The sequence below is a fragment of the Amycolatopsis sulphurea genome, assembly GCF_002564045.1.
GTDB lineage: Bacteria > Actinomycetota > Actinomycetes > Mycobacteriales > Pseudonocardiaceae > Amycolatopsis > Amycolatopsis sulphurea.
On the sequence record NZ_PDJK01000002.1, the window covers coordinates 127419 to 150835 of the forward strand.

At 70.7% G+C, this 23417-nt stretch carries 18 protein-coding genes; 4 read left to right on the top strand and 14 right to left on the bottom strand.

The features are described from left to right. Position 1: 1 nt before the first annotated feature. The 6 genes from ATK36_RS06675 to ATK36_RS06700 all read right to left on the bottom strand — a co-directional run bounded on the left by ATK36_RS06675 (position 2) and on the right by ATK36_RS06700 (position 5269). Positions 2-466 carry a ribonuclease domain-containing protein gene (locus tag ATK36_RS06675; RefSeq protein WP_170069645.1) on the bottom strand — a complete coding sequence of 155 codons (465 nt, stop codon included), beginning with the start codon at positions 464-466 and terminating at the stop codon, positions 2-4. Between the two features lie 583 nt (positions 467-1049). Beyond that, complete coding sequence (locus ATK36_RS06680) at positions 1050-1400, bottom strand: VOC family protein (protein WP_098510470.1); 351 nt, start codon at positions 1398-1400, stop codon at positions 1050-1052. Positions 1401-1431: 31 nt separating this feature from the next. Continuing rightward, entirely contained in the window at positions 1432-2184 is a 753-nt protein-coding gene (locus ATK36_RS06685; protein ID WP_098510471.1) for a succinate dehydrogenase/fumarate reductase iron-sulfur subunit, read from the bottom strand. After that, entirely contained in the window at positions 2181-4100 is a 1920-nt protein-coding gene (locus ATK36_RS06690; RefSeq protein ID WP_098510472.1) for a fumarate reductase/succinate dehydrogenase flavoprotein subunit, read from the bottom strand. The genes ATK36_RS06685 and ATK36_RS06690 overlap by 4 nt, the downstream gene beginning before the upstream one ends. A 54-nt stretch (positions 4101-4154) precedes the next feature. Next, the gene (locus ATK36_RS06695) at positions 4155-4985 is read right to left on the bottom strand and encodes a hypothetical protein (protein ID WP_098510473.1); all 831 of its coding nucleotides are present in this window, start codon (positions 4983-4985) and stop codon (positions 4155-4157) included. Further along, complete coding sequence (locus ATK36_RS06700; RefSeq protein WP_098510474.1) at positions 4982-5269, bottom strand: hypothetical protein; 288 nt, start codon at positions 5267-5269, stop codon at positions 4982-4984. The genes ATK36_RS06695 and ATK36_RS06700 overlap by 4 nt, the downstream gene beginning before the upstream one ends. Before the next feature lie 811 nt (positions 5270-6080). Here ATK36_RS06700 and ATK36_RS06710 point away from each other — a divergent pair. Beyond that, positions 6081-6974, top strand: coding sequence for an AfsR/SARP family transcriptional regulator (locus ATK36_RS06710; RefSeq protein ID WP_098510476.1), 894 nt, complete (start codon positions 6081-6083; stop codon positions 6972-6974). On the opposite strand, the gene ATK36_RS06715 is transcribed toward ATK36_RS06710, so the two are convergent. The 8 genes from ATK36_RS06715 to ATK36_RS06745 form a co-directional block, all read right to left on the bottom strand. Beyond that, a complete protein-coding gene (locus ATK36_RS06715) occupies positions 6971-7618 on the bottom strand; it encodes a response regulator (RefSeq protein WP_098510477.1) in 648 nt (215 codons plus the stop codon). The two genes, ATK36_RS06710 and ATK36_RS06715, sit on opposite strands and share 4 nt — an antisense overlap. Beyond that, positions 7615-8754 (bottom strand): sensor histidine kinase, encoded by a 1140-nt coding sequence (locus ATK36_RS06720; protein WP_098510478.1) that lies wholly within the window; start codon positions 8752-8754, stop codon positions 7615-7617. The genes ATK36_RS06715 and ATK36_RS06720 overlap by 4 nt, the downstream gene beginning before the upstream one ends. Positions 8755-8801: 47 nt before the next feature. After that, positions 8802-10004, bottom strand: coding sequence for a cytochrome P450 (locus tag ATK36_RS06725; RefSeq protein ID WP_098510479.1), 1203 nt, complete (start codon positions 10002-10004; stop codon positions 8802-8804). Next, positions 10001-10606 (bottom strand): flavoprotein, encoded by a 606-nt coding sequence (locus tag ATK36_RS32050; protein ID WP_170069646.1) that lies wholly within the window; start codon positions 10604-10606, stop codon positions 10001-10003. The genes ATK36_RS06725 and ATK36_RS32050 overlap by 4 nt, the downstream gene beginning before the upstream one ends. A 499-nt stretch (positions 10607-11105) precedes the next feature. Then, complete coding sequence (locus tag ATK36_RS06735; protein WP_170069647.1) at positions 11106-14282, bottom strand: type 2 lanthipeptide synthetase LanM family protein; 3177 nt, start codon at positions 14280-14282, stop codon at positions 11106-11108. 70 nt (positions 14283-14352) lie between these two features. After that, positions 14353-14511, bottom strand: coding sequence for a hypothetical protein (locus ATK36_RS32055; protein ID WP_170069648.1), 159 nt, complete (start codon positions 14509-14511; stop codon positions 14353-14355). 113 nt (positions 14512-14624) lie between these two features. After that, a complete protein-coding gene (locus tag ATK36_RS06740) occupies positions 14625-17090 on the bottom strand; it encodes an ABC transporter permease (protein ID WP_098510482.1) in 2466 nt (821 codons plus the stop codon). After that, the gene (locus ATK36_RS06745; protein ID WP_386999724.1) at positions 17087-17863 is read right to left on the bottom strand and encodes an ABC transporter ATP-binding protein; all 777 of its coding nucleotides are present in this window, start codon (positions 17861-17863) and stop codon (positions 17087-17089) included. Before ATK36_RS06745 ends, ATK36_RS06740 begins: the two co-directional genes overlap by 4 nt. A 118-nt stretch (positions 17864-17981) precedes the next feature. Here ATK36_RS06745 and ATK36_RS06750 point away from each other — a divergent pair, with 118 nt between their 5' ends. The 3 genes from ATK36_RS06750 to eda all read left to right on the top strand — a co-directional run bounded on the left by ATK36_RS06750 (position 17982) and on the right by eda (position 22658). Continuing rightward, positions 17982-19943, top strand: coding sequence for a S9 family peptidase (locus ATK36_RS06750; RefSeq protein WP_098510484.1), 1962 nt, complete (start codon positions 17982-17984; stop codon positions 19941-19943). Positions 19944-20106: 163 nt separating this feature from the next. Next, a complete protein-coding gene (gene edd, locus ATK36_RS06755; RefSeq protein ID WP_098510485.1) occupies positions 20107-22038 on the top strand; it encodes a phosphogluconate dehydratase in 1932 nt (643 codons plus the stop codon). Further along, positions 22035-22658 carry a bifunctional 4-hydroxy-2-oxoglutarate aldolase/2-dehydro-3-deoxy-phosphogluconate aldolase gene (gene eda / locus ATK36_RS06760; protein ID WP_098510486.1) on the top strand — a complete coding sequence of 208 codons (624 nt, stop codon included), beginning with the start codon at positions 22035-22037 and terminating at the stop codon, positions 22656-22658. The genes edd and eda overlap by 4 nt, the downstream gene beginning before the upstream one ends. Positions 22659-23417: the final 759 nt, after the last annotated feature.

Below are 23417 nucleotides of genomic sequence, written 5' to 3' on the forward strand. Positions count from 1 at the left end.
CTCACTTGGTACAATCCTTCAGGGCACCGATCTGCCGGAAAGTGTGATAATGGTCCGGCGTATAGGAATAGCAGGAAGGCTGGCCGCTCTTGTCCGGCGCCCCGACCACGATCCGTTCCAGTCCCCGGTTTCCGGGAATCGTCGGGTAGCACTGGACGTCGTACTCGTGAAATGGCGCGTACTTGGCCTTGAGTAGTTGTTCGTTGTTGCTGAACTCGCCGCCCGCATAGCAGTAGACACCGCCGATCTTGCGCCACCCCTGGCTCTGCGGCCAGCCCTGCCGCCGCCACCGGGTGACGGCATCTTCGGGAGTACTGGCCAAGACGGTGACGGGAGTGGCCACGCTTACCGAAGGGGTGCTCCTTGCCTGTGCCGCGAACGCGGCGCCCGAAGGAATGAGTGCGGCCGAGGCGGCAAGGACGCAGCCGAGGGACACGATCCGAAACTTGGTCACACGTGTGCTCACCGAAGGTTCCTCTCTGGTATGGGCATTCCGGATTCCGCAGCAAGCAGGCGGTCATCCACCGACTCAGCATCGCGTATCGGATCGAACCCCCGGGACCTACGGGTGATAGGACCGCTCGGACGGGTAAGGCACCGCCATAGCGTGACCCGTCGTGATATTCCGGCGAATACCTTCTCGCAGAGCGGGAAAATCGGCGCACTGGTCTGCGCCGGCGAGTGAGCGGATCGACGGGGATTCGCACGCACGATGACGACCATTCCGAAAGGTGGTCGAACGCCGCATCAACCTGATGACCCCCAGGTGGGGGCCGGATCGCGAGCCGGAACACCCCATCGGGCGGCGCTCACCCGGGTACACCGGCCGACTGGCGTGCCTCAGCCGATCAGCCCGGAAATCACCGGCCGGCTCCACACCGGAAAAGCAAGTCGCCGACAAGAACTCAGCTCTCCGTCAAAGCCCCTGCTCGGTGGCAGACCCTACGCCCAAGAACACGCGTATCTGGCAATCGGCAAACAACCCGGCAAGCCCGCACCGATCTCCGGTTCGGCAGCGATCTCCGGAATGAGGACCGCACACCCAGGGATCAGTGCCCGGCGGCCCGTGGGTGCTTCGGCTCATACAGCGGCACGGTGGTCCCGCTCGGCAGCCGGACCCGGGCAATCGTGCCCCACCGCGCGTGCTGGTGGTCCCCTTCGATCGCGGCACCCTTTTCCGCAAGTTCGGCGAGCGTCGCATCGAGATCGGTGCACATCAGGTACAACTCCTGCCGCGGCGCGCCCTCGGCCGGATGCACCGCGACTTCGGCGGGCGGCAGCTCGAAGATCAGCCAGCCGGCTCCGGCATCGACGTGCCCGAGCCCCAGCACGTCCCGCAGGAACGCCCGGTCGGCCTCCGGATCCTGACTGTAGATGATCACATGCGCACCGTCGATCACGCGGCCTCCTCCTCGACGCGCACGCGGTGGCTCACCGATTGCGCCGGAACAGCTTGTCGCCGAGCCAGACGATCGGGTCGTACTTGCGGTCGGCCACCCGTTCCTTCATCGGGATCAGCGCGTTGTCGGTGATGTGGATGCCTTCCGGGCACACCTCGGTGCAGCACTTGGTGATGTTGCAGAAGCCGAGCCCGTGCTCGTCCTGTGCGGCGTCACGCCGGTCGGCCGCGTCGAGCGGGTGCATCTCCAGCTCCGCGATGCGCATCAGGTACCGCGGCCCGGCGAAGTTCTCCTTGTTCTCCTCGTGATCGCGGACCACGTGGCAGGTGTTCTGGCACAGGTAGCACTCGATGCACTTGCGGAACTCCTGCGAACGTTCGACGTCCACCTGCCGCATCCGGTACTCGCCCGGCCCCAGGCCCGCCGGCGGGGTGAACGACGGGATCTCGCGGGCCTTGGTGTAGTTGAACGACACGTCGGTCACCAGATCGCGGATCACCGGGAAGGCGCGCAACGGCGTCACGGTGATCACCTCGTCCTCGGCGAAGGTGGACATCCGCGTCATGCACAACAGCCGCGGCCTGCCGTTGATCTCCGCCGAGCAGGATCCGCACTTGCCCGCCTTGCAGTTCCAGCGCACCGCCAGATCGGCGGCCTGGGTGGCCTGCAACCGGTGGATGATGTCGAGGACCACCTCGCCCTCGTTCACCTCGACCCGGTAGTCCCGCAGGTCGCCGCCGGCCTCGTCGCCCCGCCAGACCCGGAAGCTCGCCTGGTAGCTCATGCCGTCCTCCCCGGATGCCCGGCCAGCTCGGCCTCGGTGAAGTACTTGCCCAGCTCGTCCAGCTCGAACAGCTCCAGCAGGTCCGCGCGCAGCGGGAGCTGTTCCTGCTCGGCCACCTCGACCCCGGGGATCACCGGATCCGGCCCGGCGACCGCGGAGCAGACCAGCAGCTTGTGCCGCCACTCGGCGTCCATGCCCGGGTAGTCGTCGCGGGTGTGCCCGCCGCGGCTCTCCGTGCGCAGCAGCGCCGCGCGGGCCACGCATTCACTGACCAGCAGCATGTTGCGCAGGTCGACGGCGAGGTGCCAACCGGGGTTGAACTGCCGGTGCCCCTCCACGGTGACCTGCTTCATCCGTTCCCGGATCTCGCCGAGTTTCGCCAGCGCCTCCCGGATCTCCGGGGCCCGGCGGATGATGCCGACCAGATCGTTCATCGACTGCTGCAGCTCGGTGTGCAGCGCGTACGGGTTCTCCGCGGCGCCTTCGGCGGGCGGGTCGAACGGGGCCAGCGCGGTCTTCGCCGCGAAGTCCACATCGGACTCGGCGACCTGCGGCCGCGCCGCGCCCAGACCGTCCACATAGGACGCCGCACCGAGCCCCGCGCGGCGGCCGAACACCAGCAGATCCGACAGCGAGTTGCCGCCGAGCCGGTTGGACCCGTGCATGCCGCCGGAGCACTCGCCCGCGGCGAACAGCCCGGGCACGCTCGCCGCGCCGGTGTCCGGGTCGACCTCCACCCCGCCCATCACGTAGTGGCAGGTCGGGCCGACCTCCATCGCCTCTTTGGTGATGTCCACGTCGGCGAGTTCCTTGAACTGGTGGTACATCGAGGGCAGCCGGCGCTGGATCTCCTCGGCGGGCAGCCGGCTGGCGATGTCCAGGAACACCCCGCCGTGCGGCGAACCCCGGCCCTCCTTGACCTCGGAGTTGATCGCCCGGGCCACCTCGTCGCGTGGCAGCAGGTCCGGCGTGCGGCGGTTGTTGTCCGCGTCGGCGTACCAGCGGTCGGCCTCTTCCTCGCTGTCCGCGTACTGGCCCTTGAACACCTCCGGCACGTACCCGAACATGAACCGCTGGTCCTCGGAGTTCTTCAGCACGCCGCCGTCGCCACGCACGCCTTCGGTGACCAGGATGCCCTTCACACTCGGCGGCCAGACCATCCCGGTGGGGTGGAACTGCACGAACTCCATGTTGATCAGCTTGGCGCCCGCGCGCAGGGCCAGCGCGTGCCCGTCGCCGGTGTACTCCCACGAGTTCGAGGTGACCTTGAACGACTTCCCGATGCCACCGGTCGCGAGCACCACCGCAGGCGCCTCGAAGAGCACGAACCGGCCACTCTCCCGCCAATAGCCGAACGCGCCCGCGACCGCGCCGCCGTCGAGCAGCAGCTCGGTGATCGTGCATTCGGCGAATACCCGGATCCGCGCTTCGTAGTCACCGTAGGACTTGAAGTCTTCTTGTTGCAGCGAAACGATTTTCTGCTGCATCGTGCGGATCAGTTCGAGCCCGGTGCGGTCCCCGACGTGCGCGAGCCGCGGGTAGGTGTGCCCGCCGAAGTTGCGCTGGCTGATCCGCCCGTCCGCGGTGCGATCGAACAGCGCGCCGTAGGTCTCCAGCTCCCAGACGCGGTCCGGCGCCTCCTTCGCGTGCAGCTCCGCCATCCGCCAGTTGTTGAGGAACTTCCCGCCGCGCATGGTGTCGCGGAAATGCACCTGCCAGTTGTCGTTCGGGTTCGCGTTGCCCATCGACGCCGCGCAACCGCCCTCGGCCATCACCGTATGTGCCTTGCCGAACAGCGATTTGCACACCACCGCCACCCGCAGGCCGCGTTCGCGCGCCTCGATCACCGCGCGCAGACCGGCGCCGCCGGCACCGATCACCACCACGTCGTAGCTGTGCCGTTCGACCTCGGTCATGAAGTGAGCCACCTCGAAGCTGGGGGTCTTGACTGCGAAGGAAGGGAGCGGAGGCTAGCCGACGAACCGCGGATCCGCGATCGCGCCGCTGGAGACCAGCAGCACGTACAGATCGGTCAGCACGAGCGTGCCGAGCGTGATCCAGGCGAGCGTCTGGTGCCGGGTGTTCAGTTTGGTCACCTGCGTCCAGATCCAGTACCGGACCGGATGCCGGGAGAAATGCTTGAGCCGCCCGCCGGTGACATGCCGGCACGAATGGCAGGACAGCGTGTAGGCCCAGAGCAGCACCACGTTCGCGACCAGGATCAGGTTGCCCAGCCCGAAACCGAACCCGCTGGGACTGTGGAAGGCGATGATCGCGTCGTAGGTGTTCACCAGCGACACGAGCACCGCGACGTAGAAGAAGTACCGGTGCACGTTCTGCACGATCAGCGGCAGCCGGGTCTCCCCGGTGTAGCGCGCGTGCGGCTCGGCCACCGCGCACGCGGGCGGCGAGAACCACACCGAGCGGTAGTAGGCCTTGCGGTAGTAATAGCAGGTCAGCCGGAAGCCGAGCAGGAACGGCAGCACCAGCGTGCCGAGCGGGAGCCAGCTGGGGAAGGCACCGAACCAGTGCCCGAAGTGGCTCGATCCCTCGACGCACGAAGTGGAGACGCAGGGCGAGTAGAACGGCGTCAGGTAGTGGTAGTCCGGCACCCAGTACGCGGTGCGCACGAACGCGCGGATCGTCGCGTAGACGATGAAAGTGGCCAGCCCCAGCACAGTCAGCAGGGGCTGCAGCCACCACCGGTCGGTGCGCAGCGTGCGCTCGGCCAGGCGCGCCCGCCCCGGGGAGCGGACGCCGGTACCGGCCCGGCTGACGTCTTCGTCAGCGGGCGCGCTCACCGCTGATCGCGCTTGTAGCCGCCGACGCCTTCGTCATCGGCGCCGCTCCACAGCGCCGGGTCGTACGGGGTGTCCGGGACGGGTACCCGCTCCGCGGGTTTCGCCTGCACAGGGACCGCCTGCGGATGGTCGTCGAGTTCGGCGGTGTCGATGTCGAGCCGTTCGACGTCGTTGGCCAGCCGCCGCACCGCCGAGGCGTCGCCGTATCGGGAGCGCAGGGCGCCCACGCACTGCCGTAACTGGCCGATGGTGCGCCGCAGTTCGGAGAGTTCTGTGGTGGACATCGATAGCCTCCCTGGTGGGTGGGGCCGTGCAGTGCGGGCCGAGGAATCACCTCGTCCCTCACGACTCTGCCTCGCGTCGTGCCGTGTGACAAGTAGCACATTTGCCGGAGTGGCGCTGGGCGAGCGGAGAGTACTGGGGTAGGGGCGCAGATAGGGGCCGCTGGCAGAGGCTGCCGACGTCTTCCGCACCTAGGCTGCGAAGTGAGCGAGTCAAGGCGTTGGTGTGACACGTATCACTCGCGGGTTAGCCGACCGATTCGCTTCAAAGCGCCGTGGATACGCACGGTGACCACTCGGTGACAGAGCTTGCCGGGGCCACCGGCCCTGCCGGCCGAAAACTGCGACTCGATACCGAGGTCGTCGGACCACGGGAGGCCCATGGATTATTCCACGACGACGAACTGTGTTCGTCTTTACGTATCATTCATTCGGGAACAGAAACACCTGAACGGATCATTCGTTGATCACTGCGCTTTGAGTAATCTCGATTCAGTGCGCTGAGGGGGCAGTGCGATACCCGTACCGCTCCCTGGTCGACGGTCGGCCTGCGCCGTTGGGGGGCGATGTCGTGGTCTTCACGATCTTCTCGATGCCCGGATGCACCGACGCGGTGAAGCACGCCCGCGAGATCGGAAATCCGTCGAGAACCCGCCAGGAAAGCAGACTGCCGGGGATCGCCGCCGCGCGGTGAAGCACGACGGGATCCGCAGCGAAAACCAGTCTGCGAGCACAACCCAACCATCCGTGCGAAGTTCCGGCTCGGGCCGGTACCCGGCGACCGGGCGGGACGAGGGGAGCACGTCTGATTCGCATGTCCAGTACCGAAAGTTGTCAGATCGACACACCCGTCCCGGCCACTCCGTCCGGTTCCGGCGAGCTGGGATTTCCCGCCACGCACGCGCCGACGGTGATCCGGCTGTCCGGCTCGGTGGAGGTGGTCCGCGGCGGCACCGTCCGGCCCATCCGGCCGGGCGCGCTGCGCGCCGTGTTCGTCGCGCTGGTGCTCGAAAACGGCCGTTATGTGTGCCGCCAGCGGCTGCTCGATCTCTTGTGGGACAAGTGCCCGCGGTCGGCGCCGGTCAACCTGCGCGGCTGTATCTCCCGGCTGCGCCACGATCTCGCCGCCATCGATCCGGTGCTCGGCGCGTCGCTGGTGACGCTCAAGGGCGCGGGCTGCCACTACGCGCTGCAGATCCCGGACGCCGCGGTGGACGTCCGGCATTTCCAGCACCACGCCGAACGCGGTGATCAGCAGCGAAGAGCCGGCGACCGCTGGGGCGCGGCACGGCATTTCCACGCCGCACTGTCCGCGTGGTGCGGCCCGCTGGGCCCCGGATGCGCCGGGTCGAGCCGGCTGGACGCCCTGTTCGAGACCTACCACGAGCGGTGCCTCACGGTGCGCGAGCGATACGCCGAATCCCTGCTCCAGCTCGGCCATACGCTGGAGCTGGTACCCGGTCTCCGGGACCTGCTGCGCAGCGCGCCGTTGCGGGAAGGGGCCTGGTGCCTGCTCCTGCGCGTGACCTATCTCGGCGGGGATCTCGACGCCACCATGGGCGCGTGGCACGAGGCCGTCGCCACCCTGGCCGACCACGGTCTGAACCCTTCCGCGGAGATGGTCCGGCTGCACCTGGCGATCCTCCGCCGCGACGACGCGGCGATCCGGAATCCGTACCACATACCCGGTAGCCGGGCGCCCCGTTAGCGCGGATCGTCCACCAGGTTGTTCCGCCAGGCCCAGACGGCGACCTCGACCCGGTTGCGGGCGCCGATCTTCTGCTGCGCCGTGGTCAGGTGCCCTTTCACCGTCGAAAGAGAAAGGTGGATTTCCGCGCAGATCTCGGTATTGCTGAGCCCTTTTCCGGCCGCCGCGACGATTTCGCGTTCCCGTTCGGTCAGCACGTCCGGGCCCGGCCCGGCGCCCGATCGAATGCCTTTCAGTTTCGTCAGCAGGGTGAGCGTGATCTGCGGGGAGAGCAACGCGTCCCCGCGCACGGCCGCGCGTACCCCGGCGATCAGCAGCTCGGGTTCGGAATGCTTGAGAATGAAGCCGAGCGCCCCGTTGGTCAGCGCCTCGGTGACGTAGGACTCCAGATCGAAGGTGGTCAGGATGACCACCTTCGGCGCGGCGGGCAGCTCGGTGAGCCGGCGGGTCAGGGTCAGCCCGTCGAGCCGGGGCATCTGGATGTCCACCAGGCACACGTCCGGCTGAGTCTGCTTGGCCAGCCGCAGCGCCTCCACCCCGTCCCCCGCCTCGGCCACGACCTGGAGATCCTCGTGGCTGTCGAGGATGAACCGGAATCCCGCGCGGACGAGTTCCTGGTCGTCGGCCAGCAGGATCCTGATCACGGCCTGCGCACCGGCAGCATCGCCTCGACCTCCCAGCCGGTGTCCGACCGGCCCGCGTGCAGCTCGCCTCCGTGCAGCTGCGCCCGCTCGACCATGCCGATGATGCCGTATCCCCGGCGCCGCTCCGGGCGGCCCCGCGTGCCCGGCGCCCCGTCGTCGCACACCCGCACGCAAAGCCGCCCTGCGCCGGTGACAGCGATCTCGACGACGGCCCGGGTGGCGTCCCGCGCGTGCCGGCTGACGTTGGTGAGCGACTCGGTGACGATGCGCAGCGCGGAACTCTGCAGCTCGCCCGGCAGCCGTCCGGGTAGATCGATCCGCACGTCCACCGGCACCGCGCAGCGCCTGGCGGCCTGCGCCACGGCGTCGGCGAGATCGGTACTGCCCGGGCTCTCCTCGAACCGCAGGGTCTGGACGAGCTGACGGGTCGCTTCGAGTGCCGCAGTACCCTCGCGCACGATCAGCTCGACGAACGGCGAGCCGGTCCCGTCGTCCCGGTTCGCCCAGCGCTGCGCGTTCGCGGTGACCACGATGCTGGTCACGTGGTGCGCCACCACGTCGTGCACCTCGCGGGCCATCGCCAGCCGCTCCGCCTGGCGGGCCGCGGCGACCTCCGCGGCGGCGGCCCTGGCCCGATCGGCGACCCGGCCACGCAGGAACAGCCCGCCGAGCACGCTGCCCGCGCACAACGCCAGCCCGAATCCGGTGAGTTCGACCGGCCGGATCCCGGCGGCCACCCCGAGCATGCCGAACTGCACGCCCGACGCCGCGATCAGCACCGCGGCCGCGCCCCCGGCGGCCGTGGCCGGATTCGAGCCGATCACCTCGGCCGCGACGACCACGAGACTGGCCAGGCTGGCGACGTGGAGGCCCACCGAGCCGTGTTCGACGCTGGTGAGCAGCGCGCTGCCGATGATCACGGCCAGCGCGGCGAGGATCGCGACGCGCTGGGGATGCAGCACCGAGAGCACGGCGAGCACACAGGTGACGAGCATCTGCGTGACCGCGATGAAGGTGCCCGCGGTCCACGAGCTGGTGCCGGTGAGGTCGGCCGCGATCAGGACCAGCAGCACCACCGCGACCGGCCACTGGCGACGCACCAGCGTGGCCGCCGTCGCGCTCAGCTCACCCGACACCGCAGTGCTTTCCCTCCGTCCCCGGCCCGGCGGGACTGCCTCTCGCGTCACCAGGTAACCGGCAGCTTCCGCGCTCCGTAGACTACCGCGTACGGAGAGTACTCGGGTTCAGCGGCGACCGGCGCGAGTCCGGGGAACCGGCGGAACAGCCGTGGCAGCGCCGTTTCCAGCTGTGTCCGGGCCAATGGCGCGCCGAGGCAGTGGTGCAAGCCGTGCCCGAACGCGACGTGCGTCGCCCGGCCGCGCCGGATGTCCAGCCGGTCCGGATCCGGGGTGTACGCGGGATCGCGGTTGGCTGCCGGCAGCGAGCACAGGACGAGGCTGCCCTCGGGCACGGTGGTGTTCTGCAGCCGGATCTCCGCGGTGGTCAGCCGCAGCGTCGCCGAATGAACGACCGACAGCCAGCGCAGCAGCTCCTCCACCGCGGGCCGGACGGCCGCCGGGTCGTCCCGGACGAGCGCCAGCTGGCCGGGATGCCACAGCAGGGCCTGAGTGCCGAGCGCGAGCATGCTCGCCGTGGTCTCGTGCCCGGCCACCAGCACCAGGGTGGCGATGCCGGTCAGCTCGTCGCGGGTGAGTTCGTCCGGATGGTCGCGGACCAGCCTGCCCAGGATGTCGTCGCCCGGTGCGGCCAGCGCCGCCGCGGCCAGCGATGCCATGTACTCCCGGTTCTCCCGCGCCGCGGCCAGCCGGCTCCCGGTCTCCAGCGAGACGTCGAACAGGCGGCCCGAGCGGGCCTGGAACTCCGCGCGGTCGGCTTCCGGGACCGCGAACAGCTCGCAGATCACGAGCAGTGGGATCGGCATCGCGAACTCCGTGACCAGGTCCGCCGGCCGGCCCGCGGCGGCCAGCGCGTCCAGCCGGGCGTCCACGATCTGCTCGATGCGCGGCCGCAGATCCCGCATCCGGGCCTGGGTGAATTCCCTGGCCAGCAACCGGCGCAGCCGGGTGTGCTCCGGCGGGTCCTGCACCAGGATGTTGCCCGCCCGGGCCCGGGCGAGCTGCTCGGGCGAGGCCGGTTCGGCGCCGCGCCGGCGCGAGAAGTCAGCGGCGTTGCTGAAGCGGGTGCTGTCCCCGAGCACCGCGCGCACGTCCTCGTACCGGGTGACGAGGAAGGCCGGTTGCCCGAACTCGGTGTCCACAGTGGACAGCTCGGCCCGCGCACGGCAGGCGTGGAGTTCCGGCACCGGGTCGACCCCGCATCGCCGCATGTGCATCGGCATGTCCGGCATTCCGGGCTGGTCGGTCATCTTTGGCCCCGTTCCGCCAGCAGCGCCGTGACGAGCGGGAGCAGCTCGCCGAACGGGCAGGGCGCGCCGACGTTGTCCGCCCCCGTCCGCATGCTGTACCCGGCTCGCGGCTCGGCGATGCGGATGTGCGGCCGGGATTCGAGGCGCTGCCGGTGATCCCGGTAGGCGGCGCTTTCGAACCCGCCCGGCGGCAGCGAAGGCGCCAGCACGATCGGCGCGGTGGTGCATTGCAGCGCCAGCATGACCGGGGTGTCGCACTGGCCCAGCGCCAGCTTCGACAGGAAGTGCAGCGTCGCCGGGTACACGAGGATCACGGTGGCCCACTGCGCGATGTCCACGTGATCCGGGTTCAGCGGCTCGTCCGTCCCCCATTCGTCGACGAAGGCCTTGCGCCCGGTCACCGCGGTGAGCGTGGTCCTCGTCAGGAAGCGCAGGCTCTGGCGGGTGAGCGCGATCCGGATCGGCCCGCCGCCGGTGAGCGCCTCCAGCTCCAGCACCCCCGCGGGCAGCGCGGAGACGGCGGGCGCTCCGGTGCCGATCACCAGGAACCGTTGCCCGGCAAGCTGATCGGCGATCTCCGGGGGTGGTTCGGGCCGGGTCATCGGGGCGCTCCGACGGGGCGCGGTCCGCGGCACCGCGGCACCGGGCGGTGCCGGCGGCGGCAGCCGGGTAGGGGGGCGGTCATCGCCGATCCTCCTTCGAATGCGGGGCCACGGCGTCGCGGCACTCGGCGGTGACGCTGCCGGCAACCGGAGAGCCTCTGCGGGCCACGGCGTCGCGGCACTCGGCGGTGACGCTGTCGGCCACCTGGGAGCCTCAGCGCCACCCTCCTTCGGATCCGGACCAAAACCGCACCGCCGAAGGACACATCCACCCAGGCGCCCCCGGACGATCCCCGGCCCCGGCAGGCCGCTCCGGCTCCCGCGGAGTCCGTGAAGGGCCCCTTCACAGCTTTGGGCAGGGATAAGCGCGGCAGCCGCGCCTCCGCGACCACTCGGCGACGGCACGGCACCGCCAGGCGTCTCCCCCAGCCGCCCGGCAACCGCACGCATCGCCGCTCCCCTGCCCGGCGCCGGCCGCGCCGCACCCCCGGGCAGCCCATCACCCCTCCCCCTCCGGGCCGGCCGCGAGCCACAGCGGCGACGGCACCCGCCCCGGCCACGCGGCTCGCAGCAGGGTCAGGCAGACCCCCGCCTTGCCCATCATCAGGCCGGGCGCGTTGGTGCCGCTGACCTTGCCGAAGGTGAACCCCTCCGCCCGGATCCCGGTGCACAGGCCGCGCAGCAGGAGTGCCCGGTGCCGCGCCGCGAGATCGGCCGCCGGGTCGCCGTCGAGCACCTGCGCGGCGAGCGTGAGGAACTCGATCGAGCCGGCGGTGCCGTGGCACAAGGACTGACCGGGCAGCGCACCCGCCTCGGCGACCGCGGTCACCGCCGCCGCGGCTTCCTCCCGGAACCGTTGTTCGCCGGTGATCCGGTAGGCCAGCAGGCGCGAGATTCCGATCCCGGTCGCGCCGTGGCACCACAACGTCGGATGCCGCTGGCCGCTGCCGGTGTTGTCCGGGAAATCGCGCAGATCCCGCCACACCGGACGGCCGGGAATCCGGAGCGACGCGTCGTAGGTGAGGCCCCGCAGGCCCAGTTCCATGGCGGACGGGTCGTCGAACCGGTCGCCCGCGCGCAGCAGCGCCCAGCCGACTCCGGCGCTGCCGTGGGAAAATCCACCGAGCAACGGGTCGCCGGGGCGGGGCGCCCAGCCGACGCCACCGCCGGCGGGCACGGCCAGCTCCCCGAGCCGTTCCACGCACACCGCGGCCAGCTTCGCCAGCGTCGCCTGCTCGACCTCCGTGCGAGTCTCCAGTGTGGCGATGACCGCGAGACAGCCCGCGACGCCGGAGATCAGGTCCGGTGAGGTGGTGATCCGGACCGCGTCGTACAGACGTCCGGCGACGGCCGCTACCAGCGCGCGGTGTGCGTCGTCTGCCGTGCATCGGCCCACTTGGTCCACTGTGTACAGCGCGCCGGCCAGCCCGGCATAGGCGCCGAGCGGAAGGCTGCCACCGGACTCGGCGAAGCGCGTCAGCTCGGCGAGGACCGGCTGCAAGGCCCGCCGGCCGAGGTCGGCGTGGCGAGCGGACCCGGTGAGCGCCGCCGCATGCGTGTAGACCAGCGCCATACCGGCGAGCCCGTCGTAGAGCGAGGTGGTCAGCGGCTTGAAGGTGAGGGATTCGTCGGCGGCTCCGTCCAGGCCGATGCCGATCCAGGTGACGTCGTCGCGGCCGGTCAGCGCGCCTTCCGCCACCTGGTCCAGACCTGCTTCGGCCAGCTCGGCCACCGAGGAGCCCCCGGCCGACGGCACCGTTTCCCCCAAAGCGGGCGGGCAACCCGGCAGCGCGGACAGCGAGTCGGCGATGATCTGCAGCTGGACCGCGCGATGCGTGCCGCCGAGCCCGGCCAGGGTCCGCTCCACGTGACGGATCGGCGGCTCGGCCCAGTAATCCGGGGCCACCACGGTGTTCTCGGCCCGCAGATGCCGGGAATCGGCCCGGCAGGTGAAGCTGGGGATGTCGCCGGCGAGCAGCTGACGGCGTTCGGACTCGACCACCGGCGCCAGCGACGGCCGGTCGAGCACCGCGGTCCACAGCTTGTCGAGCAGCTCGTCCTGGTCCTTGCCGTCCCGCAGATGACGCGGGTGCCGGGCTTCGTAGAGGAACAGGTCGTAACGCCGGGTGTTGCGCAGGACCACCCGGATCGGCGTCGAGGCGAATTCCCCGACCAGCGCGGCGAATACGTCCCGATGCCCAGCGATGGCGTCGTAGGCCTCGGTGAAGCCGGACAGGATCGCCGGCGCGTGCGGCCCGGGCGTCGCGGGCACGCCGCCCACCGTGGGTCGCCCGGACGACTCGCCGAGTTCACGATGGCGCGCCTCGATCGCGGGCTCGTCGGTGAACGCGCCGGTAAGCCACGGCAGCGGACGGGCCGAGCGGCATCGTCCCCCACCGCCGATCGCGCTGAAGTCCGCCCCGGGGCTGACCCCGTCCCCGAATGCCCGCTGCGGCAGCATCGCCGTGGCGAGCACACTGCGCCCCAGCAGGTCCACGGCCCGGTCGTAGGCGCCGGTGGCCTCCGGACCCGGGGTGTCCGGCGGCTGGAAGACAGTCTCGAGGTCGATCGGCACCGGCTGATCGGCGGCCGCGATGAGATTGCCGGTGTGCAGATCGGTGGTGCCGAACACGTGCAGCACGGCCAGTACCGCGCCGAGCCGGCGGTAGAACCGGTCGAGCGCGGCCGGTTCCGCGGCATCCTCCCTCGCCACGTGTTCGCACCAGCCGTATCCGGGACGGGCCAGCACCTTCGCGGCCCGCAACCCGGATCCGGTCAGTCCATTGAGGACTTCGACGGCGCGGGCGTAAAGCTGCTCGGGCTCGACCGGCCGCGGCTTGTAGACCAGCCGGGAGCCGTCCTCGAATTCCAGCAGGCTCGCCGTCCGGCCGTGATGATGCCGGTCCCCCAGGCCCGGCCGGATCGCGACCAGCGGGCCCGCGTCCACCGGCAGCAGCTCCGTCTTCCGCACCAGGACGTGGTCCTGATCGAACCGGCGCAGCACCTCGCGACTCGACTCCAGCCAGGTGCGGCCCGCTTCGACGAGCATCCGGCCGAGCACCGGATACCGGCGCCAGAGCCCGGCGAGATATCCCGGATCGGCCAGGATCCGGGTGTCGTAGTCGAGGTAGCGATCCCGTGAGGTGGCACCCCGAAGCAGCCCGGCCTCCCGGAACCGGTGCACCTCGGTGATCAGCGGCCGGTGCACCACCGTGACGAGCAGGTCGTCCAGATCCATGGCCAGCGCCCCGAGCACCGTGGGCGCACAGGGATGCTTCAGCGGCGACCGGTGCAGCTCGACGGCGAGCCGCGCCGCATAGTGATCGGAGATCGGGCGGACCACCCCGGCGAACAGCAGCTCGTCGTAGGTTTCCCCGTACAGCCGGGTCTTCCGCGGTTCGTCCCGGGAAAACGGCATCGCCGCCAGCGCGGCGCGCAGCTCGCCCGGCCAGTCGGGCACCGTGTCCGCGGCGCGATAACTCACCGCGGTGATGAGCGTGGCGAACGATTCCGCGGTGTGCCCGGCCGCGCTCAGCCGCCGGTGAAAAGTCTTTTCGTCGAGATACGCGGAATCCCGCCACCGGCGCATTTCGCCGGGATCGGGTTCGGCGCCGTCCCGGGGCACGGCGATCCGCTCATGCAGAAAACTCGACCTCGCCACGCTTCCGGGAATCACCGGTGTTCTCCCTTCTCCGAGGCCGGCCCGGGCGGACGGGCCCGGGCCGGCCCGGCGCATTCCGGACAGATCAGCAGTTGCACTCCGCGGTGAGGGTGCAGATGAAGCCGCTGCTCAGCAGCGACGGCGTGCGGGTCTCCCGCAGCTCGTCCGCGGCCAGTTCACCGAAGCCGGCGCCCGCCCGGTCGGCGAACTGCTCACCCGTGTCGGCAAAGGAAATCTCGTTCATTTGAGTTTCTCCGTTCCCTCTCGGTATCGCCCGGCAGCATTGCCGAGCTCATTCCACGGTAAGGAGCGGAAGTACAGCGCGAGTACACCGTGCGTACATCGGGCCGCGCCGGTTCATTCGTCGGCCAGCGCCGCGACCACGGAAATCCTGGTCGCATTCCGGGTGGGCAGCAGGGAGGCGAGCGCGGCCGCCGCCCCGGCTCCGGCGACGAGTGCGATCAGCACCCCCCACGGCACGGTCAGCGTGATCCGGGTGTTGATGACGTGCGCCGCGGCGAGCCCGAACGCCGTGCCGAGCACGACCCCGAGCACCCCGCCGATCAGCCCGAGCAGCAGTGCCTCGGTGGTCAGCATCCCCCGGATCTTGGCGATCGGGAACCCCAGCGCACGCAGGACCGCGGTCTCCCGGGTCCGTTCGAGCACCGACAGCGTCATCGTGTTGGAAATACCCAGCAGGGAGATGACGATCGCCAGCGCCAGCAGCGCGGTGACGAAGGACGTGACCTGGCCGAGGGTCTGGGCGAGCTGGTCGTGCGCGTCGTAGGTGGAGGTGACCCGCGCGGTCGGGAAGGCCGCGGTGGCCGCGTCGACCACCGCCCTGGCGTCGGCCGGGCTGGTCCCGGCGGCGAAGTCGACGAGGACCAGCGCGTCACCGGTGCCGGGGAACAGCGCGTCGAACCGGTCCGGGGACACGATCGTGCGGGGCACCGCCGGTCCGGTCACCACCGCCGCGACCGGCATCGCGACGGTGCGGTCCCCGATCCGGAAGCCGACGGTGTCCCCGGCCCGCACCCCGAGGTCCTGCGCCCGCTCCGGCCGCAGGGCGACCCCGCCGTCGCGGAGCCCGTCCAGCGATCCGCTGAGCACCTTCGGCCGGATCGCCCCGGCGAGGGTGCTCACCATGGTCTCGCCGTCCTTCGCCACGGCCGGCGCCTCGCGGACCTCGGTGACGACCGCGCCGGGAGCCGCCTGCAGCTGCCCGGCCACCGCCCGCGGGATGACCGGCCCGTTGTTCGCGCCGGGACGCTGGATCAGGAAGTCCGCGGGCAGCGCCTGCCCGATGCCGACGTCCACAGAGGACTCCAGCGAACTCGTGATCACGGTGATCCCCGCGGTCAGCGTGATCCCGATGACCAGCGCCAGCGCGGTGGTGGCGGAGCGGCGGGGCTTGCGCAGGGCATTGCCGGCGGCGAGCCTGCCGGGCACGCCCAGCGCCCGGCGCAAGGGGAATCCGGCCGCCCGCACCAGGATCCGGACCAGCGCCGGCCCGGCCGCCACCGTGCCGAGGAAGAACAGGATCCCGCCCAGCCCGACCAGGACCAGCCCGGACTGGCCGTTGCCGCCGGACAGCCCGGCCAGCGCGGCGAGCAGCCCTGCCACGCCGAGCCCGGCGGCGAGCACCCGGCGCACCCAGCCCAGCTTGCCGCCCGCCGAGGGCTCCTGACCCGCGGTCAACGCGCTGACCGGTTTCGTCGCGGTCGCCACCCGGGCCGGGACCAGCGCGGCCCCCACCGTCGCGAGGGTGCCCGCGGCGAAGCTGAGCAGCAGCGCGCCCGGGCCGACCGAGAGGGAGTCCATCGCGACCGCGCCGCCGAGGGAGTTCACGATCGGCATGAGGAGCCAGGCGACCCCGACGCCCAGCGCGCTCCCGAGGAGCGACGCCACCGCACCGACGATCGCGGACTCGGCGAGCACCGCGCGGAACACCTGCCCGCGGGAGGCACCGAGGCACCGGGTGAGCGCGAGTTCCCGGGTCCGCTGCGCGACCAGGATGATGAACGTGTTGTAGATGACGAACCCGGCCACGAACAGGGCCACGATCGCGAACAGCACCAGCCCGGCGCGCAGCACCACCGGATCGACACCGCTGCCCGCGGCCTGGTCACGGGCGAAGTCCTGGCCGTCGACGACCCGGTACGGCCCGTTCCCGATCGCCGTGCGCATCGCGGGGACGAGCGCGGCGGGGTCGGCACCGGCGACGTCGATCTCCGCGTAGCCGGTCTTCCCGGTGACCGCGCGGGCGTCCGCTTCGGTGAAGCCCATCGCCCCGTGCAAGGAGAAATCCCCCTGCCCGCGCACGTTTGCCGTGCCGGACACGCGGAACTGCCGCGGCTGCCCGCCGGCGAAATCGAGCACCGACACCGTACCGCCGATCTGCACGCCGAGCGCGGTCGCGGTCTGATCGGCGAGCACCGTCTCCCCGGCGGCGGGCAGCCGGCCGCCGGACAACGTCGTCCGCAGGGTGGTGGAGAAGCCGACCGGCGCGTCCCGGCGCGGACGGCCGTCGGCGCCGAGCACGGTGACGTCCCCGCTCACCATGCCGTCCGCCTGGCGCACTCCGGGGAGACCGGCGATCCGGCCGAGCGATTCCGGCGGCAGCGGGCGCAGCTGGTTCTCCGTGGTGGCGACCGCGGACACCTTGGCCGCGTTCCCGACCACCTGACTGTCCACAGTGGCCTGAAGAGTGTCCCCGAGCACCAGCGTGCCCGCGACGAACGCGGATCCGAGCAGCGTGGCGAGCGCGGCCAGCAGCATCCGCCGGTAGTTGCCGCGCAGATTCGCCAGGAGCAGCCGCTTCACCGGCGGACCGCCCGTCCGAGCGCCTTCATGGTGTCGAGCACCTGTTCCTCGGTGGGGCGCAGCAGCTCGCCGGCGACCAGGCCGTCGCGCAGGAAGACCACGCGATCGGCGCAGGCCGCGGCGAACGGGTCGTGCGTCACCATGACGATCATCTGCCCCAGCTCCCGCACCGAGGCCTGCAGGAAGCGCAGCACGTCGGTACGGGACACCGAATCGAGGTTGCCGGTCGGCTCGTCCGCGAAGATGACCTCCGGCCGGGCGATCATCGCGCGCGCCACCGCCACCCGCTGCTGCTGGCCGCCGGACATCTCCGAGGGCCGGTGGCCGAGCCGGTCGGTGAGGCCGACGATCCGGACCACGTGGTCGAACAGCCGTTCGTCCACCGGTTTCCCGGCGATCTCCAGCGGCAGCAGGATGTTCTCCCGCGCGGTCAGTGTGGGCAGCAGGTTGAAGCTCTGGAAGATGAACCCGATCCGGTCCCGGCGCAGCGCGGTCAGCCCGGCGTCGTTCAGCTGCTCCAGCTTGGTCCCGTGGATCTCCACACTGCCCGAGGTGACCGAGTCCAGCCCGGCCAGGCAGTGCAGCAGCGTGGACTTGCCCGAGCCCGACGGTCCCATCAGCGCGGTGAACATCCTGGGGTGGAACGACACGTCGACCCCGCGCAGCGCCTCGACGAGGCCGGGCCCGGTGCCGTAGCTCTTGCGGACGCCGCGCGCCCGGACCGTGGCGGTGGTGGTGGCCTGCGGTGGGCTCGACAAGTTGGTGTGGATCACGGCACCATGGTCCGGCGCGGGGGCGTCGCGCACACCGGCCTGCGGGCCGGTCCTCCCGGCCTGGAGGCCGGAATTCCGGTGCTGCACGCTCGTCCGGATGGCGAGGCGAAGGGGGATCATGGGGAAGCCTGCACTGCCCTGCGGTTCGTGGCCGACACCGCTGACCTCCGCGGCGGTGACCACTGCGGTCGCCGGTACTGGGGAAGCCGTTCCCGGTACGGGTGTGTTCTGGGCCGAGATGCGGCCGGACGAGGCCGGGCGCACCGTGGTGCTGCGCCTGCTTGACGACGTCCGATCCGAGGTGCTGCCCGCGGGCACGGACGTGCGCAGTTCGGTGCACGAGTACGGCGGCGGCGCGTGGTGGCTCCACCCGGGCAGCCCGGGTGCGGTCTGGTACGTCGACGGCGGCGACCAGCGGGTGCGGGTCCTCGAAGCGGACGGCGAGCTGGTGCCGCTGACCCCGGAACCGGCGTTCCCCCGCGCGGATCGCTACGCCGACGGGCACGTCAGTCCCGACGGCAGCTGGCTGGTCGCCGTGCGAGAGCGGCATCAGGTGCCGGGCGGCCCGCCGGATCAGGTGAGCAACGAGGTGGTCCGGCTCCGCGCGCATGTCCCCGGCGAGCCGGAAGTTCTCGTCACCGGCTCGGATTTCGTTGCTGCGCCCCGGATCTCCCCCGACGGGCGGCAGCTGGCCTGGCTCGCCTGGGATCATCCGTCGATGCCGTGGGACGATGTCCGGCTGCAGGTGCGCGACCTGGCCTCGGGCACCGAGTCCGTGGTCGCCGGCGGGCCGGGGGAAGCGGCCGCGGAACCACAGTGGCAGCCGGACGGTTCGCTCACTTTCCTCTCCGATCGCACCGGATGGTGGAACCTCTACCGCTGGACACCCGGCCACGGCGTGACCCCGCTCGTGATGCTCGACGCGGAGATCGGCGTGCCGGGCTGGTCGCTGGGTGGTTCGCGCTACGCCGTCCTCGATGATGGCCGGATCGTGTACGCCTGTTCCCGGACCGGGTCCGACTCGCTCACCGTGCAGTGGCCGGATGGCGGAAGGACCGAGCTGGACCTGCCGTTCACCGCGATCCGTTCGGTGCGCGCGGACGGCCCGGCGGCCTTCGTGTGCGTCGCCGGCAGCCCGGCGACGGAGCCTCTGGTGTACCGCGTGACGCTGTCCGGGGACGGCGCAGAGGCGAGCGCCTTGCAGCCCCGCCGGGAACTCGGCCTGGCCCCCGCGGACATCTCCGTCCCCGAGCCCGTCGACTTCCCGTCGGTCGATCTGGCCGGCGCGCCCCGCACCGGCCACGCACTGTACTACCCACCGGCCGGTCCCTGCCGCGCGGCCGAAGGCGAACTGCCACCGCTGCTGGTGGTTCTGCACGGCGGGCCGACCGCAGCGGCGATGCCGGTCTTCGACGCCGGCCTGCAGTACTGGACCAGCCGCGGCTTCGCGGTCGCAGACGTCAACTATGCGGGTTCATCCGGGTACGGCCGGGCCTACCGAGAGCAGCTACGTGGCGCCTGGGGTGTGCTGGACGTAGCGGATTGTGTTGCCGTGGCACGGCTTCTGGCCGGCACTGGGCGCGTCGACCCGCGCAGGATGGCCATCCGCGGCAGCTCGGCGGGCGGCTTCACCACGCTGGCTGCGCTGGTCGCGGAGGACACCCCGTTCTCCGCCGGCGCCGACCACTTCGGGGTCGCCGACCTCGAAGCGCTGGCCGGGGAGACGCACAAGTTCGAATCGCGCTATCTGGAAGGCCTCGTCGGCCCCTACCCCGCGGAGCGGGAACGCTACCGCGCGCGTTCGCCGATCACCCGGGTGGACCGGTTGCGCACCCCGCTGATCGTGCTCCAGGGGGACGAGGATCCGATCGTGCCGCGCGCTCAGTCGGAGATGCTGGTGAACGCCCTGCGCAAGCACCGCGTTCCGGTGGCCTACCTGAGGTTTCCCGGGGAGCAGCACGGATTCCGGCAGGCCGCGAACGTCTGCCGCGCGCTGGATGCCGAGCTGTGGTTCTACTCGCGGATCTTCGGCTTCCCCGCGCCACCGGACGTCGCACCGGTGGAGATCGAGAACCTCTGAGCGGACCTGCCCTTCGGTGCGCCCCCGGTGCGGTGGGCGGGCAGTCTTTCTGAATCGATTTTGTTTCCCAGGGGTTTCCAGGCTACGGTGGTAACCGTCACGTTCCAGCGACGCCACCGCCGCCGTCCCGCGAACCCCATCATTCGTGAGCCGGGAGCCGGAGATGAGCCACCCGACCGTCGCTGTCCATCCTGTCGTCGCCGAAGTCACCGATCGTATCGCCGCACGGAGCGCGGAGACGCGCGCGGCGTACCTCGCCCGTAGCGCCGCCGCCTACGAAGAGGGACCCGTACGGCGCGGCCTTGCCTGCAGCAACCTCGCGCACGGATTCGCCGCGATGGAGGGCGTGGACAAGCAGGCGCTCCGACAGCTGCGCGCACCCGGTGTGGCGATCGTGTCGTCGTACAACGACATGCTCTCCGCGCATCAGCCGATGCAGGACTACCCGTCGTGGCTGAAGAAATCCGTGCGTACGGCCGGGGGCGTCGCGCAGTTCGCCGGCGGTGTGCCCGCGATGTGCGACGGCATCACACAGGGGCGGACGGGCATGGAGCTGTCCCTGTTCAGCCGCGAAGTGATCGCGATGGCGACGGCGATCGCGTTGTCGCATGACATGTTCGACGCGGCGCTGTTGCTGGGCGTGTGCGACAAGATCGTGCCGGGGCTGTTGATCGGGGCGCTGTCGTTCGGGCATCTGCCGGCGATCCTCGTGCCGGCCGGGCCGATGAACTCGGGCCTGCCGAACAAGGACAAGGCAGCCGTGCGACAGCGGTACGCGGAGGGCCTCGCCACCCGCGAGGAGCTGCTCGACGCCGAAGCCGCGTCGTACCACTCGGCCGGCACCTGCACGTTCTACGGCACCGCCAACTCCAACCAGATGGTGGTGGAGGTGATGGGCCTGCACCTGCCGGGCGCGAGCTTCGTGCAGCCGAACACCCCGCTGCGCCAGGCCCTCACCGAGGAGGCCGGGCGACGCGTCGTCGCGCTGTCCCGTGGCGAGGAGTACACGCCGGTTTCGCAGGTGCTGGACGAAAAAGCGTTCGTGAACGGCATCATCGCGCTGCTGGCCACCGGCGGGTCGACGAACCACACGATGCATCTGGTCGCGATCGCGGCGGCTGCGGGGATTCAGCTGAGCTGGGACGACTTCTCGGACCTGTCTGCCGTGGTTCCGTTGCTGGCGCGGGTGTACCCGAACGGCAGCGCGGACATCAACCACTTCCACGCCGCCGGCGGGATCCAGTTCCTGGTGGGCACTCTGCTCGACGCCGGTCTGCTGCACGAGGATGTGCACACGGTCGCGGGCTTCGGGCTGCGCCGCTACACGCAGGAACCGATCCTGTCCGACGGCGAGCTGGTGTGGCGCGATGTGCCCACGCGCAGTCTCGACGAAAAGGTGTTGCGTCCGGTGTGGCGTCCCTTCGCGTCGGACGGCGGATTGCGAATGGTGGCAGGGAATCTGGGCCGCGCGGTCACGAAGGTGTCGGCTGTCGCGCCGGAACACCGCGTCGTGGAGGCGCCGGCGCGGGTGTTCACGACGCAGGAAGAGTTCACCGCTGCGTTCCGGGCCGGGGAGCTGGATCGGGATGTGGTCGTGGTGGTGCGGCAGCAGGGCCCGCAGGCCAACGGGATGCCGGAGCTGCACGGCCTGACGCCCGCGCTGGGCGTGCTGATGGATCGCGGATTCCGCGTCGCGCTGCTCACCGACGGCCGGATGTCCGGCGCCTCGGGCAAGGTCCCGGCGGCGATCCAGGTGACGCCGGAGGCCGCGGTGGGCGGCCCGATCGCCCGGATCTGCGACGGCGACCTGATCCGCTTCGACGCCCGGACCGGCACCCTCGATGTGCTGGTCACCGACGATGAGCTGGCCGCCCGCGCCCTGACCGACGCGCCACCGTCGGAAGCGGCGTGGCACGGCACCGGACGGGAACTCTTCGGCGCGCTGCGGCGCGCCGTCGGACCGGCCGACCAGGGCGCGAGCGTTTTCGGCGCGCTCACTCCGGAACTGGACCTCGCCCGGGGAGTTCCGGCGTTCGGCCAGGGAACAATGACAGTGCCCTCGTACGCGCTCCACACCCAGGAGGTCGGTCAGTGACCACCGGCACGGACTTGCTCACCCTCTCCCCCGTCATGCCCGTTGTGGTGATCGACGACGTTGACGACGCGGTGCCCACGGCCCGTGCTCTGCACGCCGGCGGGATTGGGGTGATCGAGCTGACGCTGCGTACGCCGGTCGCGCTCGACGCGATCGAGCGCGTGGCCACCGAGGTCCCGGACATCGTCGTCGGCGCGGGCACGGTGACCTCGCCGGAGCAAGCCCGGCAGGCCGCCGACGCGGGCGCGAAATTCCTGGTGACCCCGGGGTGCACGGACGCTCTGCTGGACGCCGCGTTCGCGACCGGTCTGCCGTTCCTGCCGGGTTCGAGCACGGTGTCGGAAGCCATGCGACTCGCCGAGCGGGGGTTGCGTGCGCTGAAGTTCTTCCCGGCGGAGGCCAGCGGGGGCGCGGCGTTCCTGAAGTCGATCGCCGGTCCGCTGCCTCGGCTGCAGTTCTGCCCGACGGGCGGCATCACGGTGTCGTCGGCGCCGTCCTACCTCGCACTGCCGAACGTCGGCTGCATCGGCGGCTCGTGGCTGACCCCGGCGAAACTGCTGGCGGCCAAGGACTTCGCTGCGGTCGAGAAGCTGGCCGCGGAGGCTGCCACCCTGCGCTGAAGTCGTTGGGGGACCCGTCGCCTTTTCATTGGGGCGGCGGGTCTTCGGGCAGCGGGGCTTCACAGCGGCCTTCGCGTGTCCTGGTTGGCACGCCCTGATTCGCGCGCCCGGCTTTCGCGCGTCGGGCCTCCGCACCTGACTTTGCGCGCCCGACTTCACACATCCGGCTTTCGCGCGTCGGGGTTCTCCACACGAGGCTCAGCGATCAGCCGCACGCACCCGACCTTCACTCAGCGAGAGCCTCCGCACGAGGCTTTCCACGCCCAGCTCTGCATACCCAACCTTCGTGCGCCGAAGGCCTCCACATCGGACCTCACGCGCCCGCATTCGCGCGCTCGGTCTTTCGCGCACTCGGCCTTTCGCGCACCGAATCTCCACCGGACTTCGCTCACCCGAGTTCACGCACCCGACCTTCGCACGCATCCGGTTTCTATTCCCGGTTTCGTGTACGTGGCTTCGCGCCCTGCCTCGTATGCCGGGGGCTTCATGGGCATCCGGTTTCACACTCCCGGCTCCCACGCGTCCGGCCTTCGCGCGCATCAGGTTTCGCACTCCACCTTCACGCGTCAGGTCTTTACGCATCCCGGCTTCACACGTCTGACCTTCACTCACTCGGTCTTTCGTGGACTCGTCATCGCGTATCGGACCTTCGCACACCGGTCTTTGCGCGTTCGGTTCCTCCGCGCGTTCGTTTCTTCGTATCCGGGTTCTCCTTGGCTGTGCGCCGGTCTCCGTGTGCCCTATTCCTTTATGCAGGTA

Excerpts from the sequence above, each read along its gene's own strand:
- ATK36_RS06685 (WP_098510471.1), bottom strand. The coding sequence starts at position 2,184 with ATGAGCTACCAGGCGAGCTTCCGGGTCTGGCGGGGCGACGAGGCCGGC.
- ATK36_RS06690 (WP_098510472.1), bottom strand. The coding sequence starts at position 4,100 with ATGACCGAGGTCGAACGGCACAGCTACGACGTGGTGGTGATCGGTGCC.
- ATK36_RS06700 (WP_098510474.1), bottom strand. The coding sequence starts at position 5,269 with ATGTCCACCACAGAACTCTCCGAACTGCGGCGCACCATCGGCCAGTTA.
- ATK36_RS06710 (WP_098510476.1), top strand. The coding sequence starts at position 6,081 with ATGTCCAGTACCGAAAGTTGTCAGATCGACACACCCGTCCCGGCCACT.
- ATK36_RS06725 (WP_098510479.1), bottom strand. The coding sequence starts at position 10,004 with ATGACCGACCAGCCCGGAATGCCGGACATGCCGATGCACATGCGGCGA.
- ATK36_RS32050 (WP_170069646.1), bottom strand. The coding sequence starts at position 10,606 with ATGACCCGGCCCGAACCACCCCCGGAGATCGCCGATCAGCTTGCCGGG.
- ATK36_RS32055 (WP_170069648.1), bottom strand. The coding sequence starts at position 14,511 with ATGAACGAGATTTCCTTTGCCGACACGGGTGAGCAGTTCGCCGACCGG.
- ATK36_RS06750 (WP_098510484.1), top strand. The coding sequence starts at position 17,982 with ATGGGGAAGCCTGCACTGCCCTGCGGTTCGTGGCCGACACCGCTGACC.
- edd (WP_098510485.1), top strand. The coding sequence starts at position 20,107 with ATGAGCCACCCGACCGTCGCTGTCCATCCTGTCGTCGCCGAAGTCACC.